Raw genomic sequence first — 16,332 nt, forward strand, 5'->3', positions numbered from 1 at the left:
ACGGCAACAGCAGCCTAACGTTTCGGAGGTGAAGCATGCCGAGTCCAACCGGATCCGTACCCGCGCTCAGTGCCGCTTCGGCGACGATCTTCTCGATCGGCATCGTCTTTCTCGGCTACTGGGGCTTGTACGACCAGACGAAATGGCACGTGTCCGACGTCTTCGTCTTCGTGTTTGCGATGATCGGCTTCGGCTGCCTCGGGCTCGTGCCATGGATGGCGACGAGCCCCGTTGAACCGGAAAACAGCGACGTCCGCATCCGGGTTGCGCGGCACATGTTCCTTATCGGCGTGCTGTCAATCTGGCTGGGCGTGGCGATTTCGGTGATCTTCTGATTAACGCTCGATCTGCCTGTTCCAGCGCGTATCCCACTGCGCGCGATGCGCATTGATCGTGTCCCAATCCACCACGGTCAGCTTCTTCACCATATCGTCGACGTTACCCAGGCTTTGCTGCATCGGCGGCGTCATCTTCGCAAGACGATTGGTCGGAATCTGCTTGCCGGCCTCGGCGGCTTTGGTCTGCGCCGGCGCGGACAGCAGGAACTGCGCGAGTTTCTGCGCCAATTGCGGGTCCGGGTTGTTGTTGACCACGCACAAGTCGACCAGCAGCAACACCGGACCTTCCTTCGGACTCACATAGCCGACCGGAATGCCCTTGTCCTGCAGATCGCTGACGGCAGTCGGCGTCAACGGGAACAGGCCCGCTTCGCCCGTCTGGACCATTTCGGAAATCTTCGCTGAGTTCGGCACGTACTCCACCACGTTCGGGCCAACTGTCGTGGCCCATTTCGTGAAGCCCGGTTCGACGTTCTGCTCGCTGCCGCCCATCAAGCGATTGATCGCCAGAAAGCCGTGCAGCCCGAAGGTGCTGCTCGACGCGGACTGGAACACCACCTTGCCTTTGTACTTCGGATCGGCAAAGTCCATCCACGAAGTCGGCGGCGCCCAGCCTTTTTCAGCAAACAGCTTCTTGTTGTACGCGATGCCGGTCATACCGAGTTGCACGCCCGCGCCCATGTCGTCCTTCATGCGCGCGAATGGGTAGAGCTCCTTGAGCACCGGTGAATCGTCGAGCTTCTTGCACACGCCCATGCTGACCGCGCGCGCCATCACGCCGTCGTCGAGAAACACCACGTGGATTTGCGGATTGGCCTTGTTGGCGAGCAGCTTGGCGAGAATATCCGACGAGGTGCCGGGCACCACGACCACTTTGACGTTGTTGGCTTTCTCGAAGTCGGGCAGGACCTGGCTCGTATAGGCCTTTTCCATCGGACCGCCGTTCATGCCGATGTAAATGGTCTTGGTCTCCGACCATGCCGGCGCGGCTGCACTGAATGCGCACAATGCGGCCAGCGCCGCGATCGTCTTGAACAGTTTCATTGAGGGGCTCCTGAGTTTCATTAATCGATAACGAGGCGATGACTGGGCGATAGCAAAGCGGTAAGCGGTAGGCAATAAGCGACAACTAGGCGACGGATGGCGCAGCAACAGCAGCGAAGCGATTGATCGAAAAAGCGTCGAGCGGGGTGGCTGTGGCGCCGTCGATCACGAGATCCGCGAGTATTTCGCCGACCCCTGGCGCCAGCAAAAAACCGCCGCCCGAAAAGCCGAATGCATGCAGCAAACGCGGTATCGTGCGGCTCGCACCGATGATCGGATTGCTGTCGGGCGTCTCGCCTTCCACGCCGCTCCATGTGCGAATCAGCAGCGCCTCGCGTAGCGGCGGCAGCAGGGCGCACGCATCGCGCATCACGGCGCGGGTGGTTTCCGTCGACGGTTGACCGTATTCGCCGTCGCCATGTCCGCGCCCGCCGCCGATCACGCAATTGCCACGCGCCACTTGCCGTGCGTAAATGCCGCCGCCGTACACGCCGAGGTTGTGCGTGATGAAATGCGGCAGCGGCTCGGTAACCCACATGTTCGGGTAGATCGGTTTCATCGGTGCGGTTTCGCCGAAGTACCCGGCAACCGTATTCGCCCATGCGCCGGCGGAATTGATCAGCCAGTCGGCGCTGATGCGCGTGTCGCCGGCACGTAACTGGAAGCGTGTGCCGTCGTGATGGATATCGGTCAGTTCGGTTTGCTCGCGCACGTCCGCGCCTGCGGCGCGCGCGGCACGTGCGAACGCGGGTGAGACCAGACGCGGATTCGCATGGCCATCGGTCGCACAAAGCGAGCCGCCGACGGCTGCCGCGCCCAGCCACGGATAACGTTGCCGGAACATGGCGCCGCCGATGACCTGCGCTTGCAGTCCGTGGCCGCGCGCCATGTCCGCCCATGCTTCGAGCGCGGCAAGATCGGCTTCGCTGCGCGCGAGCCGCAAATGTCCTGACACGGTGAATTCTCCGTCGATGCCGATCAGCTCCGGCAAGCCGTCCCAGATGCGCCGTGCACGCATGGCGAGCGGCATCTGTTCGGCCGGTCGTCCCTGGACGCGCACGCCGCCGTAGTTCACGCCGCTTGCCTGTGCGCCGCAATAGCGCCGCTCGAACAGGCCCACGCGCAAGCCGCGTCGCGCGAGCGCCAATGCTGCCGATGAGCCGACCAGTCCGCCGCCCGCAATCGCCACGTCGTAGTGCAGGGTGTCACTCATCGCGCGCCTCCTCGGGAATCTCGGCGACGTCGTCGGCATACATAGCGGGCGATAGCGGAATCGGTTTGACAGGCGGCTGGCTGCGCAAACGGCCAACGGCTTCGAGGGGTTTGCCGGTTTCTTCGGCCAGCAGCGTCAATGCTGCTTCACCGCACATGCGGCCCTGGCAACGGCCCATGCCGACACGCGTGAGCGCTTTCAGTCGATTGATCTCGTTCGCTTCGCCTCCGCGAATGCAGCGCCGCAAGGTGCCTGCATCGATTTCCTCGCAGCGGCACACGGTCATGTCGTCGGGCCACTGCGCTGCGCATTTTGCGGGCGGCGCAAATGCCGCTTCGATACCTTGGCGAAACACAGCGATACGTTGAAGGCTTCGCTCGAGGGCCGCTGCGTCGCGCATGCCTGGACCACGCGGATGCGCGATGCCGAGGTCGTCGAGTAGCGCCAATGCCGTGCGACGCCCGGCGAGTTCGGCAGCGTCGGCGCCCGCGATGCCAGCACCGTCGCCAGCCAAATAGATGCCTCGCACGGTGCTGCGGCCGGCCGGGTCGAGCTCGGGCAGCCAGCAACGGTTGTGCGTATCGAAGCGGAAGCGGCACCCGGCGAGATCGGCAAGCTGGGTTTCAGGCTTCAGGCCGAAGCTGATGCCGACGGCGTCGCATGCGAGGGTTTCGGTCTTCGAGCCAACGGTTGAAGAGCGCCATTCAATCGCACTCACGCCTTGGTCGCCATGAATACCGATCAGGTTCACATCGCGTTCGATCCGCACGCCGTGCATCTTTAGCCAGCCGACGTAGTACAGCCCTTTGGCGAACGTAGCAGGTTGCCGCGCGAGTTTCGGCGCCGCGGCAATCTGCTGCGATAGGGGACTCGCGTCGAGCACGGCCACCACTTGTACGCCTGCCTTCACGTACTGATAGGCCACGAGGTAGAGCAGCGGCCCGGTGCCAGCGAGCACCACGCGCTGGCCGATCGCACAGCCTTGCGCCTTCAAAGCGACTTGCGCCGCGCCCAGCGTGTAGACGCCTGGCAGTGTCCAGCCCGGCACCGGCAGCACGCGATCGGTGGCGCCGCTTGCGATGATCAGATGCGAAAACGGCACGCTGATTTCGCGTCCTGCGTGCAACGTATCGAGGCGACCCGGTGCACAAGCCCAGGCGAGTGTGTCGGGGCGATAGTCGAGGTGCGGAAGCAGTGTGGCCATCGTCGAGTGCAACGCTTCGGCTTTGTGCGCTTCAAAACCATAGAGCGTTTTCTTCGAGCGTTGGAACGCGCCGTTCGCGGGCGGTTGACGATAAATCTGCCCGCCCCAGCGGGCGTTTTCATCCAGCACGATGGGCTTGACGCCCGCTGCAACGAGTGTCTCGGCGGCGCGCACGCCAGCCGGTCCCGCGCCGACGATCACTACACGGTGTTCGTTGCTCATTGCGTTTCTCCGTTTGCCGTCACGACGGAGCTGGCAGCGGAAGCAGGACCGGCAACGAAAGTAACCTCAGCGAGCCGAGTAACCACCCGCATACCCTGCGTCACCAGCGTCGAGCACGCGCGCAAACGCAGACCCTCTTCGGTCCGCATCCAGCAATCCTGGCAAGCGCCGATCAGGCAGAATCCGGCGCGCGGCGCGCCGCTGAATTCGCTTTCGCGCACGCGACGTTGTTGCATCAGCACGGCGGTGAGCAGCGTATCGCCTTGCAACGCGGCGACTTCATGACCATCGATAAAAAAGCTAAGCGGTTCACGCTGCGTCTCCGCAACGCGAACGAATTGCGCATCGCGTTGCGGCACGGCGGATTCGGAGGACGGCAAATTCGACGGCATGTTAGAGAGAGCAGTAGAAGACATCAGTGCTGGCCGATCAGAATCCGGTTGAGCCCGTACACGCGATCGAGCAGCAGCATCGCGCCGGCCGTAATGAAGATCACCAGCGCGGAAACGGAGGCCATCATCGGGTCGATCGATTCGGTCGCGTACATATACATACGTACCGGCAGCGTGACGGTTTGCGGCGAGGTGACGAAGATCGACATGGTCAATTCGTCGAAACTGTTGATGAACGCGAGCAACCAGCCGCCGGTAATGCCCGGCAGAATCATTGGGAAGGTGATGCGGCGAAACGTGGTCCATGCGTCGGCGCCGAGCGAATGCGCGGCATGTTCGACGCTGCGGTCGAGACCGCTGACCGAGGCCAGTACGAGCCGCATCACGAACGGTGTGATGATGATCATGTGCGCGAGCACGAGCCACGCGAACGAACCGGTCGCGCCGATCAGTGCGAAGAAGCGCAGCAGTGCGATACCGAGCACGAGACCGGGAATCACCAGCGGCGACAGCAATAAGCCGTTAAGAAACCCGCGTCCCGGAAAGCGCGCACGACCAATGGCCAACGCGGCAGGCAAAGCGACGATCAAAGACAACGTTGCCGAGGCAAACGCCAGCTTCAGGCTGTTGAAGAACGCCGAGATAAAGTCCGGGTAGTTGAGGATCGCGCGGAACCAGCGCAGCGATACGCCGTGTGTGGGCAGCGTGAGCGTTTCATCGGGCGTGAAGGCGACCAGCACGACGATCACGAGCGGCGCGAGCACGAACGCGATGACGAGCGTGTGGAAAATCAGCGCAATCGGGCCGTTTTTTCTCATGATGATCTCGCGAGGTTCAGCCGAGGCTTCTGGTGTACTTGCGTTCCAGAACCCGGTAGTAAGTGAGCATCACGATCAGATTCGCGACCAGCAACAGGAGCGCGATAGTCGCGCCGAGCGGCCAGTTGAGCGAACCGAGGAATTCGTCATAGACGGCGGTGGCGGCCACTTTCAGGCGCCGTCCGCCGAGCAGGCCGGGAATCGCGAACGCGCTCGCCGACAGGCCGAACACCATCAGGCTGCCCGACAGGATGCCCGGCGTGAGTTGCGGCAACACGATGCGGCGCAAGGTCGTGGCGGGCGACGCCATCAGCGAAAGCGCGGCATTTTCCGTTTGCGGGTCGAGTTTCTGCAACGCGGTCCACACCGGAATCACCATGAACGGCAGCATGACGTGCACCAGTGCGATGACGATTGCGAAAGTGGTGTATTCAAGCTTGTACGGTCCAAGCCCGACAAGACCGAACGCCTGATTCACGAGACCATTGCTATTGAGCAGCATGCTCCAGCCGAACGCGCGCACCACGACCGAGACCAGCAGCGGCGCGAGAATGATCAACAGGAACATCGAGCGATACGGATCGCGCATGCGCGACAGGACGTAGGCTTCGGGCGTACCGATCACGACGCACAGCAGGGTGGTCAGAAAGGCGATGCCGAAGGTGCGCAGGAAGATCGTGTGGAAATACGACGATTGCAGCACTTCCGCGTAATTGCCGAACTGGAACGCGGCGAGCGGGCCGCTCGCCGGATCGAAGCGGTAGAACGTCAGCACCAGCGTCATGACGAGCGGCACCAGCACCAGCGTCGCAAACAACAGGAAAGCCGGCGCGCACATCAGCCATAAGGGCAGGAATGCGTGCCACGGGGCGCGGCGCGCGTTGCCGGTCTTCACGCTGTCGTCGTTCGAAGCGGGCAGCGTACTAGCCATGATGCGCATCCCGTTGAATGAAGCGGATCGCCTCGCTATTCCAGTCGACGCCGACCGCCGTGCCTTCCGGCAGCGGCTCGGTGCCTTCGTTCTGGCAGCACACCAGCACTTCGCCGAGCCGGCTGTCCACGCGGTACAACCATTGACTGCCGAGGAAGAAGCGGCTCGTCACGGTGGCCGCCAGACGTCCCGCATTCGGCGCGCACAGGCGCAGTTTTTCCGGACGAATGCACAACGTGACCGCGTCGCCGACGCCGATCACGCGTTCGCGCGCCGGCAGTTGCGCGGTATGGCCTGTCTCCGCGAGGTCATGTCCAAGGTCGATGCGGATCGCGTCGCCGTCGCGCGACACCACGGTGCCAGGCAGCATGTTCGCCTTGCCGATGAACTGCGAGACGAATCTGTTCTCAGGCCGTTCGTACGCTTCGTACGGCGTGTCGATCTGCGTAATGCGGCCGGCTTCCATTACCACTACGCGGTCGCTGATCGACAGCGCTTCCGACTGGTCGTGCGTGACCATGATGGTGGTCGTGCCGATCTTGCGTTGAATGGCGCGCAGTTCGAACTGCATGTCTTCGCGCAGCTTGGCGTCGAGGTTCGACATCGGTTCGTCGAGCAGCAGCACGGGCGGCGCGATCACGATCGCGCGAGCAATCGCCACACGCTGCCGCTGACCGCCGGACAACTCGCGCGGAAAACGGTGCGCGAGCGTATCGAGCCGTACCAGTGCCAGCGCTTCGCGCACACGTTCCTTGCGTTCGGCCTTGTCGATGTTGCGCATCTCCAGACCGAAGCCGACGTTGTCCGCGACGCTCATATGCGGAAACAGCGCGTAGCTCTGGAACACGATGCCGAGGCCGCGTTTGTTCGGCTTCATGTGCGTGATGTCGCGGCCGTCGAGCGTGATGCGGCCGCGCGTCGTTTCGACGAAGCCCGCGATCATCTGCAACGTGGTGGTCTTGCCGCAACCCGACGGTCCGAGCAGCGAAACGAACTCGCCTTTCTCAACCGACAGGTTCACGTCGGCGACTGCCTGCAGATCGCCGAACGATTTCGCTACGTCCGTGAGTGTGAGGAACGACATGATCTGGCCTTTGGATGGATCGACACCGGTTCAATCGGCTACTGCCTCGATGGAGCCGACTCTATCCAGCCAAATTGCATGGCGTCAATTTCAAATTCCGTTTGCCGGTATAAGTTTAGAAAAAATTCCGATGAACGGAATATATTCGGCAAGACTGGTATCAACTCTTCCGTTCCATGATCTCCGGAAAATCCCTATGAATCAGAATGAAGTGCAAATGGAACGGGCGTGCCGGGAATATTCCATTCGCGGATAATTCCCTCTATAGTGTTCCGGTCAATGAAATAATTCGGAGCACCTGAGATGAATGCTACCACCCAACGAGATGCCGATCCCGCACTGGCCGATGCGGGCAGTCCACCCGGCCCGGGGATGCTGGAGCGCGCTTTTGCTGTGATCCGTGCGTTATCCGAAGCGCAACCCGACGGCGGCCGCGTCACGCGTCTCGCGAAGGCGGTGGGTCTCACGCAAGGCACGGTGCACCGCATTCTTCATGCGCTGATCGCGGAAGGCATCGTCGAACAGGACGAAAATTCGAAGCTGTATCGGCTGAGTGTCGATTTCTTCGCGCTCGCCGCGCAGGCCGGCAATCCGAGCGGCATGCGCACGCTGTGCCGTCCCGCGTTGCTGCGGCTGTGCGCGAGTCTTGGCGACACGATTTTTCTGCTGGTCAAAAGCAGCTTCGACGCGGTGTGTCTCGACATCTGCGAAGGGCCGTTTCCGATTCGCTCGTTCACCGGCGATATTGGCGGGCGCGTGGCCCTGGGTGTCGGGCAGGGGAGTCTGGCGATTCTCGCGTTCCTGCCGGAAGCGGAGCGCGAAGAGATCATCCGCTTTAACGTGCCGCGCATTCGCGGCTATGGCGTGCTCGACGAAGTGTATTTACGCACCGAGATCGAGCGTGTGCGCCAACTCGGTTACGCGGGTCGCAATAGCGGAGTGCTCGACGGCATGGCGGGTGTGGCGGTGCCGATTCTGGATCGCACCGGAGTGGCAGTGGCGGCGCTGAGCGTGGGCACGCTGGCGGCGCGTCTAGGCGACGATCGTCTGCCGATGGTGGTCGAGTTGCTGCGCCGCCAGGCAGATGCGATCGGCCCGCAAACCAATCCCTTCGACGTCGCGCTGCGTCGGCCGATGCACGGTTTGTCGCGGGCTATGACAACGGAGCGGATCGCGGGGTAATCCGAAACTGAAGCTGAAAGCGCAAAGGGCGTCACGTCTGGCCATAACGTGACGCCCTTCGATTTTTTTGGCTTCCGGTCATGTTCTGCCAACGCGCTTTCATGACGGCGTCACGCGGATACAACATAAACATCTAATACCGCTGTCGAATCTCGCTTGCTAGATTGCTCCCAAGAGCTATTCTCAACAATTGAGGGCTGCATCAATGCCGGCAACGACAACCGAAGCGGGCATCGCTTTCAGCAGGGCGCACGATCGAGGCGCCTTCTGATGCCGGCTACTCCTGTTCGCGACGTAGAACCGTGCTTCCAAACAACCCATTGCAGTTTCTCTGGCTGCGAGGTGACAGCATATGCCTGCTCGAGATCGTGACGACTCTCCGTCGATGTTCAACCTGTCGCGCCGCAAGGTAATAATTGGCGGCACGCTTCTGGCCGGCAGTCTCGCCGCAGGTCCGGCGCTGCCGGCGCTCTTGCCCGAAGCCGATACGCCGTTCATGCAGCTCTCGAAGCTCTTGATCCCGCACCAACTTGATGCGGAGATCGGCAAGCGTATTGTCGCTGCGCTAACCACCCTACGACCGACACTTGCCCAGGACGTGCCGGCCCTTCTCGCCATCGCGAGCAAGAAGGACGCGCGAATCGTGGAGGACTTTTTCCCCGACGTGCCAGAAGGCCCGCTTAAGGAAACAGCACTTTCGATTATCTCCGCCTGGTATATGGGCGTGGCGGTCGATGCGCCGGATGCCCAGGTATTCGCCTACGAGAACGCGCTGATGTACCAACCCACACGGGACGTCATGACGATTCCTTCGTATGCGAAGTCCGGGCCGAACGGGTGGAATGCCGACGCCCCGCCGCTCACCGATATGCCCAAATTCTGATTTCGCTCACGCGTCGAATATAAGGAAACTTCAAGATGGCAACTGATGACAGCGCCGATCTCGTCGTCGTGGGCACAGGGGTGGTGGGCTGCCTGATCGCCGAGCAGGCCCTGGACGCGGGATTGTCCGTGTTGATGCTGGAAGCTGGACCTCGAGTCGACCGCTGGCGAATCGTCGAAAATTACCGCAACCTTCCACCGAACCTTCGAACTCATTGGGACGCGCCTTATCCACCCAGACCGTGGGCGCCGCATCTCGAGACGCGCACGCCGCATGAGCAGGAAGAATACCTTCAACTGGAAGGTCCGAATGCACGTGCTTACATGCAAGGTTATGTGCGCTACGCCGGCGGCGCGACCTGGCACTGGGCAGGCATTTGCTGGCGCATCACACCGGAAGACATGCGCATGAAGAGCCTGTACGGCGTCGGTCGTGACTGGGCATTCAGCTACGATGTGCTCGAGCCTTACTACACGCGTGCGGAGTACGCGATCGGCGTGTGCGGACCTTCAGATCCTGCACTGCAATGGCCGCCGAACGCAAAGCGCTCGAGGCCCTATCCGATGGGCCCGATTCCGTTCGGCCCTGGCGAGCAGCGATTTACCGAAGTGGCTGCAAAACTGGGTCTCGTGAATCTACCGGCGCCTCAGGCACGCAACAGTGGCGTGTCGTATCAAGGACGCCCGCCATGCTGCGGCAACAACAATTGCTTTCCCGTCTGCCCCATCGCAGCGAAATACGACGCGGCGACTGCGTTGCCCCGGATCGAGTCGAAGGGTGGCCGCATCCTCGCCAACGCTGTCGTCTATAAAGTCGAAACCGGCGAGAAGAACGCGGTGCAGGCCGTGCACTATTTTGATTCCGACAAGCAGTCGCACAAGGTCACGGGCAAGGTGTTCGTGATCGCGTGCAATGGGATCGAGACGCCGAAGGTCTTGCTGCTATCCAAAGACGAGCGCAATCCGAACGGTGTGGCGAATAGCTCCGATCAGGTTGGCCGCAACATGATGGATCAGCCCAAGCTGGTTGCCGAAGTCGAATTGAGCGAACCGTTGTGGACCGGGGTCGGGCCGGTGCAGAGCAGCAGTATTTTGAACACGACGCAGGGTGAGTTCCGCAGCCGTTATACGGGCGCCATGTTTCGCATGGAAAACGCGGCGCGTAGCGCGATCGGTGGTGTCGCCGCCTTGAAGAAGGGGCTCGTCGGAAAAGCACTGGACGCCGAGATTCGCCGGCTTTCCGCCTGTACGGCGAAGCTGACCGTCGAGCATGAACCGCTTCCTTTGCCATACAACCGCCTGACTTTGTCGAGCAAGAAGGATTGGCTGGGCATCAACAAGCCGAACATCTACTACGACGTCAGCGACTACGTTCGCCTCAGCGCGAAGGAATACACCGTACCTTTGCTGAAGCGGCTCGCGGCTGAGCTCGGCGCGACCAAGGTGGACATATCGCCTGAGTTTCTCAACAGCGATCACATCATGGGCGGCTGCATCACGGGCGCAGATCCTGCGACTTCGGTCGTCGACGTGGATTGTCGCGCACACGATCACCACAACCTTTTCCTGCCGGGCGGCGCCGCAATGACCACCGGCGGCGGCGTTAACAGCACGATCACAATGGCGGCGCTGGCGTTGAAGGCCGGCGACGCGATCGTCGCTCAACTCAAACACGGCTAATCATGCGCAACATCCGTATTCGCCATGGCCGACTATCGGCGGCCCTTGCCGGAATGTTCGTTGCTGTCTGTGCGCATGCCGCCGACGCTCCGGATCAGACGGCGGAATTGATCAAGCGCGGAGCGTATCTGGCGACGGCATCGGATTGCGTTGCCTGCCACACCGCGCCAGGCAAGAAGCCATTTGCCGGCGGCTTGCCCATTAGCACCCCGGTGGGCACGATCTATTCGACGAACATCACGCCGTCGATGGACAGCGGGATAGGGCGGTACACAGAAGAGGACTTTTCGCGCGCGCTGCGTCAGGGTATCAGGCGCGATGGTGCCAACCTCTATCCCGCGATGCCGTACACGTCGTACGCGCGCTTGACGGACGTGGACACGCAGGCGTTGTACGCGTACTTCATGCACGAAGTGAAGCCGGTTGACGAGCCGGGCCCAACGACGAGTCTGCCGTTTCCGATGAACATCCGCGCATCGATGAAGGGCTGGAATCTGCTGTTCCTCGACACGAAACCCTATGCGCCGGACCCGCAGCAATCGGTGGAATGGAACCGCGGAGCATATCTGGTGCAAGGCCCTGCGCATTGCAGCACCTGCCATACCGCGCGTGGCTTCCTGATGCAGGAGGACATGAGCCGTGAGTTGGGCGGCGCGCAGGTCGGGCCGTGGTATGCCCCCAACATAACGTCCGATACGGTTAGCGGCATTGGCAACTGGACGAAAGAGGAGCTCGCGCAGTATCTGCATACAGGGCGCGTACAGGGAAAGGCTCAGGCAGCGGGCAGCATGGGTGAAGCCGTCGAGCACAGTTTCCAGTACCTCGATATGGCGGACATCGACGCGATCGCCACTTACGTCAAGAGCGTTCCGGCTATTCGTGATTCGGCCGATGCAGGCACGCGTTTTACTGCGGGGAAGATATCGTCGGAATTGAGTACGTTGCGCGGAGCCGACGGCATTCAAACGGTCGGCGAGGCCAACCCGAGCGGTGCGGAGTTATTCCAGGGCAGTTGTGCGTCCTGTCACTCGGCTCATGGTGAAGGCAGCAAGGACGGCTATTTCCCGAGCCTCTTCCACAACTCGGCGACAGGCGCGCGCGATCCGAACAACCTGATTGCCGCCATTCTGTATGGTGTGGATCGCAAGACATCGGCTGGGCAGGCGTTCATGCCGGGATTCGGCGGCAAGCCAACCGATGCCATGCAGCTCACCAACCGGGACATCGCGCTACTGGGCAATTACGTGCTGAAGCAGTATGGACGCGCCGATGCAACCATCACCGAGGAAGACGTTGCCGAGATTCGCAGCGGTGGCCCCTCGTCCAACCTTATCGCGCTTGCAAGAGGAGGCATGGCGGCAGGCGCGGTAGTCGTCGTGCTTATCGTGATTTTTTTCGTCGTCCGCCGTAGAAAGAGGCGCGCTGCGTGACCTGAAAAAAGTTCGATTGGCCGCGCTCTTCAGCGCGGCCAACGCCGGCAGCAACTACGGACGAGTCGCTTTGCTCAGACCTTCACGGTCCCGGCGTTCTTTCACGACCGTTGGGTCAGAACACCTTCACCGGCACATTCACGACCAACCGGTACTCCATGTTGTTGCCATCGGAGTAATAGCGCGAGGCGTTGTGCCACATCGCGATGAACGTGACCTTGGTGTCCTTGAAGCGACCGCTTTGCAGCGTATAGCTCGGAATGAAGCCGAACTCGTGATGGTGGCCGTGCACCGGTTCGCCGTTCTTCCAGTACAGGTTATGCAGCGGTGCCGACGCCGAAGCATTGTCAGCGGCACCTGCCGACGCATCCGCACCCCAGCCATATTCGCCCCAGAACATCGCCTTGAGTCCCGGCACACCGGCGTATTTGCCGTCGAACGTATAGCGCAATTGCAGCGATTGCTCATGCGGCGCGTTGTAGTCGACGTCCATCGAGTTGGTCAGGTAGATACCGTTGGTCTCGTTGACGTAGTCGAAGAACTGGTCGCCGAGCACTTGCTGATAGCCGAGCAGCAGCGCGTGCGGGCCGTGCTGTGCGGAAACCGACAGGCTGTACGCGTTGCTGTTGATATGCCCCTGGCGTGATGCGCCGGTGTCGTGCGTCGAGTAGATATTCGCGAGACCGCTCCACTTGATCGTGGTGGGGTCGCCGAACGATTGCGCGACCGAGCCGTAGTACTGACGCCAGACGTCGTCCGCCTGGTCGACGTACAGCGCCATTTCGCCGTTCTTCGCGTAGTGCCACGTACCGCCCACGTAGGTCAGGCGGTCGATGCGCGTGCCGCCGTACGAGGTGGTCAGGTTAGTCAGGTTCGTGTGGCCGCGTGCGTCGACCTTGGTGAAACTGCCGGCTTCGAGCGTGGTGTGAATCAGATCGTTGCTGACCAACGAGACACCGAGGAAAGTCGGCGGCAGCGCGCGGTTGTCATGCGGTTCGAGGAACGGGTTGGTGACGGTCTGCAGACCGTACTTCACGACCGTTTCTGAAATGCGTCCCTTGATGTCATACATGCCGGGGTAAGCCCACGCGAGCTGCTGCGAGCCGCCGCCGTCCTTGCCGACGTGCACCATGTTGCCGGCGCCGTTGCCGCCGTCGAGCTTGAGCGCGGCGAACAGTGACGCGTCGAAACCGAAGCCAACCAGGCCTTGGGTGAAGCCGGACTCATAGTTGGCTTGCGCGCCCTGAACCCATGCGTGACGATAGATCGCGTTGGGCGCCTGGAAGTAGTCGGAGTAGTTGCGGAACTGCAGGTTCAGATGACTATCGGCGATAAAGCCTTTGCTCGCCGCCTGGCTCGACAGGGGCGTGGGTGGCGTGACTGTCTGATTGGCTTCCGCGTTGACGACGGCGTTAGTCGTGTCGGGTTGATCGTTGCGCACCTGGCCGCCCTGTTCGGCTCTGCGCTTACCGGACGTGGTGGCTTGCGCAATTTGCGGAGTTTCTGACGAGGGCGTTGCTTGCGAGCGTTGCGTAGGAGACGGAAACGTTTGCGCGAGTGTTTGAGTTTTCGTTGTATCGGAGGTGGGCTCCAATACCGCGTCGTCGGCGTAGGCGCTCGCGCCGATGGTCAGCGCGGGCAGCGTGAATGCGCAGTAAAAGAAGGTGGCTGCATTGGTTTTTTTTGACCACTTTTTTGTTCGGCTATCTTTCATGGTGTACGTCTCTGTTATTTTGGTGAATCTTTGGCTGGCGGTTAGCCAGTCCACGCTTATCGTTCGTCCCGCTGATGGCAGGACGAACGAATCCATCGGCGCGACGGCCCGCCGCGCCGGGGAATACGGTTTTAAGTTTTCAGACCTGGTTGTTTAGCGATCCCTCGAGGAGACGTCCTACGCGGCGTCCCCCACGCGAATGCACGCGACGCGTGTCGCGCTCGCGCCATGCGTGACAGCCTGCGGAATCTCGCTAGCGCAGGCTTCGATCGCATCCGGGCAGCGCGTGCGAAACGCGCAACCGGAGGGTGGGCTGAGCGGCGACGCAATCTCGCCGCGCAACAGCAGATGACGGCGTGCGCGCTCAACCACCGGATCGGGCACCGGCACGGCCGACAGCAACGCACGCGTGTACGGATGACGCGGCGTGCCATATACGTCGCGCTTGTCGCCGAACTCCATTACACGACCCAGATACATCACCAGCACGCGGTGGCTGATCGCCTTGACGACCGCGAGGTCGTGCGCGACGAACAGTAGCGACAACGACAATTCGCGCTGCAGATCGCGCAACAGGTTGACGATTTGCGCCTGGATCGAGACGTCGAGCGCCGACACCGGCTCGTCGCAGATCACCAGTTGCGGTTCACCGATCAACGCGCGTGCAATGCCGACGCGCTGGCACTGGCCGCCGGAAAACTCATGCGGATAGCGGCGCAGATGCTGCGCGTTGAGGCCGACGCGTTCGAGCATCGTCAGAACGCGCCGTTGCACGTCTGCGCGGGCGATGTCCTGGCCATGCGTGCGCAAGGGTTCGGAGACGATCTGTTCGATCGTCATACGCGGGTCGAGCGAGGCGAGCGGGTCCTGGAAAATCATCTGCACGTCGCGGCGCAAGCGCGAGGTATCGCGCTGCGCGCCCGTCAGGACGGTTTCCTTGTCGAGCCAGCGCACGCTGCCGCTCGCCACCGGCGCGAGGCCGATGATCGCGCGCGCGAGTGTAGATTTTCCGCAACCCGATTCGCCGACGAGTCCCACGGTTTCGCCGCGCCGCACGCTGAACGACACGCCGTCCACCGCGCGCAGCGTCGCTTTGCCGGACCACGGAAAGCCGCCGCGCGGCACGCCGAATTGCACCTTGAGATTGTCGACCGTCAACAGCGTTGCCGGACTTTGGCCCTGGCTTGCAATGGAAGTGGCGTTCATACGTGTTGTACCTCCATGATTTCATGCACCGGGCGGTGGCACGCGCGCAACGCATCAGCAGATGTAGGCGACGCGATGAGCGCAGGCCGCGACTCGCGGCAGCGGTCGGAGCAATACGTGCAGCGCGGCGCGAATGCGCAGCCCTCGCCGACTTCGCCGGGCAAGGGCGGGTTGCCGGGAATGGTTTGCAGTGGACGATCATCGTCGTCGGTGAGGCGCGGCAGCGCGTTCAGAAGACCGATCGTGTACGGATGGGTCGGGGCGGCGAACAGCGTGGCGGCATTCGCCTGCTCGACGGTTTGGCCGGCGTACATCACCATCACGTCGTCGCACAAACCGGCCACGACGCCCATGTCGTGCGTGATCAGAATGATTGCGGTGCCGCGTTCGCGGTTCAGTTCGCGCAGCAGCTCGATGATTTGCGCCTGCACGGTCACGTCGAGCGCGGTGGTCGGCTCGTCGGCGATCAGGATTTCCGGCTCGGAGAGGAGAGCCATCGCGATCATCACGCGTTGCCGCATGCCGCCGGAGAACTCGTGCGGATACATATTGATGCGCCGCGCAGCATCGGGAATACGCACCGTTTCGAGCGTTTCGATCGCACGGCGGCGCGCTTCGCGGCGCGACATCTTGCGATGCAGTTGCAGCGTCTCGGTCATCTGCCGTTCGATCGTCAGGAACGGGTTGAGCGAGGTCATCGGGTCCTGAAAGATCATGCCGATGCGGTCGCCGCGAATTTTATTCAACTCGGCTTCGTTCATCGTCAGCAGGTTCTCGCCGCGATAGGTCGCGGCGCCCGACACCTTGCCGTTGCCGGCCAGCAGACCGAGCAGCGCCATCACCGTCTGGCTTTTGCCCGAGCCCGATTCACCGACGATGCCAAGCGTGCGGCCCGCTTCGAGCGAAAACGATACGCGCTGCACCGCGTCGACGGGTGCGCCCTCGCGGCGCGTGAAGCGCACGCTCAGGTCTTTGACTTCGAGTAGCGGCAT

At 61.9% G+C, this 16,332-nt stretch carries 15 protein-coding genes; 5 read left to right on the forward strand and 10 right to left on the reverse strand.

Annotated features, from left to right (window positions below; translation table 11 throughout):
- Positions 1 to 35: 35 nt before the first annotated feature.
- Positions 36 to 335, forward strand: coding sequence for a hypothetical protein (locus M0D66_RS30365; RefSeq protein WP_093634862.1), 300 nt, complete (start codon positions 36 to 38; stop codon positions 333 to 335).
- Here the strand turns inward: M0D66_RS30365 and M0D66_RS30370 are convergent, their stop codons facing one another.
- From M0D66_RS30370 to M0D66_RS30400, 7 genes are all read right to left on the reverse strand, one after another.
- Positions 336 to 1,382, reverse strand: coding sequence for an ABC transporter substrate-binding protein (locus M0D66_RS30370; protein WP_200652522.1), 1,047 nt, complete (start codon positions 1,380 to 1,382; stop codon positions 336 to 338).
- 85 nt (positions 1,383 to 1,467) lie between these two features.
- On the reverse strand, positions 1,468 to 2,595 hold the full coding sequence (locus tag M0D66_RS30375) for an FAD-binding oxidoreductase (RefSeq protein ID WP_211707488.1): 1,128 nt from the start codon (positions 2,593 to 2,595) through the stop codon (positions 1,468 to 1,470).
- The gene (locus M0D66_RS30380) at positions 2,588 to 4,021 is read right to left on the reverse strand and encodes an NAD(P)/FAD-dependent oxidoreductase (RefSeq protein WP_211707489.1); all 1,434 of its coding nucleotides are present in this window, start codon (positions 4,019 to 4,021) and stop codon (positions 2,588 to 2,590) included. Before M0D66_RS30380 ends, M0D66_RS30375 begins: the two co-directional genes overlap by 8 nt.
- On the reverse strand, positions 4,018 to 4,437 hold the full coding sequence (locus tag M0D66_RS30385) for a (2Fe-2S)-binding protein (RefSeq protein WP_234486669.1): 420 nt from the start codon (positions 4,435 to 4,437) through the stop codon (positions 4,018 to 4,020). The genes M0D66_RS30380 and M0D66_RS30385 overlap by 4 nt, the downstream gene beginning before the upstream one ends.
- Positions 4,437 to 5,231 carry an ABC transporter permease gene (locus M0D66_RS30390; protein WP_054040373.1) on the reverse strand — a complete coding sequence of 265 codons (795 nt, stop codon included), beginning with the start codon at positions 5,229 to 5,231 and terminating at the stop codon, positions 4,437 to 4,439. The genes M0D66_RS30385 and M0D66_RS30390 overlap by 1 nt, the downstream gene beginning before the upstream one ends.
- A gap of 16 nt (positions 5,232 to 5,247) precedes the next feature.
- Positions 5,248 to 6,162, reverse strand: a complete 915-nt coding sequence (locus tag M0D66_RS30395) for an ABC transporter permease (protein ID WP_200619289.1) — start codon at positions 6,160 to 6,162, stop codon at positions 5,248 to 5,250.
- Positions 6,155 to 7,246 (reverse strand): ABC transporter ATP-binding protein, encoded by a 1,092-nt coding sequence (locus M0D66_RS30400; RefSeq protein WP_093634857.1) that lies wholly within the window; start codon positions 7,244 to 7,246, stop codon positions 6,155 to 6,157. The genes M0D66_RS30395 and M0D66_RS30400 overlap by 8 nt, the downstream gene beginning before the upstream one ends.
- 303 nt (positions 7,247 to 7,549) lie before the next feature.
- Here M0D66_RS30400 and M0D66_RS30405 point away from each other — a divergent pair, with 303 nt between their 5' ends.
- The 4 genes from M0D66_RS30405 (at position 7,550) to M0D66_RS30420 (ending at position 12,420) form a co-directional block, all read left to right on the forward strand.
- Positions 7,550 to 8,428 carry an IclR family transcriptional regulator gene (locus M0D66_RS30405; RefSeq protein WP_211707490.1) on the forward strand — a complete coding sequence of 293 codons (879 nt, stop codon included), beginning with the start codon at positions 7,550 to 7,552 and terminating at the stop codon, positions 8,426 to 8,428.
- A 385-nt stretch (positions 8,429 to 8,813) separates the two neighbouring features.
- Positions 8,814 to 9,311 (forward strand): sorbitol dehydrogenase family protein, encoded by a 498-nt coding sequence (locus M0D66_RS30410; protein ID WP_208620657.1) that lies wholly within the window; start codon positions 8,814 to 8,816, stop codon positions 9,309 to 9,311.
- 35 nt (positions 9,312 to 9,346) lie between these two features.
- A complete protein-coding gene (locus M0D66_RS30415) occupies positions 9,347 to 10,990 on the forward strand; it encodes a GMC family oxidoreductase (protein ID WP_211707491.1) in 1,644 nt (547 codons plus the stop codon).
- A 2-nt stretch (positions 10,991 to 10,992) separates the two neighbouring features.
- Positions 10,993 to 12,420, forward strand: coding sequence for a cytochrome c (locus M0D66_RS30420; protein WP_211700374.1), 1,428 nt, complete (start codon positions 10,993 to 10,995; stop codon positions 12,418 to 12,420).
- 115 nt (positions 12,421 to 12,535) lie between these two features.
- Here M0D66_RS30420 and M0D66_RS30425 read toward each other — a convergent pair whose 3' ends face one another.
- From M0D66_RS30425 to M0D66_RS30435, 3 genes are all read right to left on the reverse strand, one after another.
- Complete coding sequence (locus M0D66_RS30425) at positions 12,536 to 14,134, reverse strand: OprD family outer membrane porin (RefSeq protein ID WP_211707492.1); 1,599 nt, start codon at positions 14,132 to 14,134, stop codon at positions 12,536 to 12,538.
- Positions 14,135 to 14,311: 177 nt separating this feature from the next.
- Complete coding sequence (locus M0D66_RS30430; protein WP_211700376.1) at positions 14,312 to 15,340, reverse strand: ABC transporter ATP-binding protein; 1,029 nt, start codon at positions 15,338 to 15,340, stop codon at positions 14,312 to 14,314.
- Positions 15,337 to 16,332 carry an ABC transporter ATP-binding protein gene (locus M0D66_RS30435; RefSeq protein WP_200572543.1) on the reverse strand — a complete coding sequence of 332 codons (996 nt, stop codon included), beginning with the start codon at positions 16,330 to 16,332 and terminating at the stop codon, positions 15,337 to 15,339. The genes M0D66_RS30430 and M0D66_RS30435 overlap by 4 nt, the downstream gene beginning before the upstream one ends.

Source organism: Paraburkholderia sp. SECH2, from assembly GCF_030464795.1.
GTDB lineage: Bacteria > Pseudomonadota > Gammaproteobacteria > Burkholderiales > Burkholderiaceae > Paraburkholderia > Paraburkholderia aspalathi.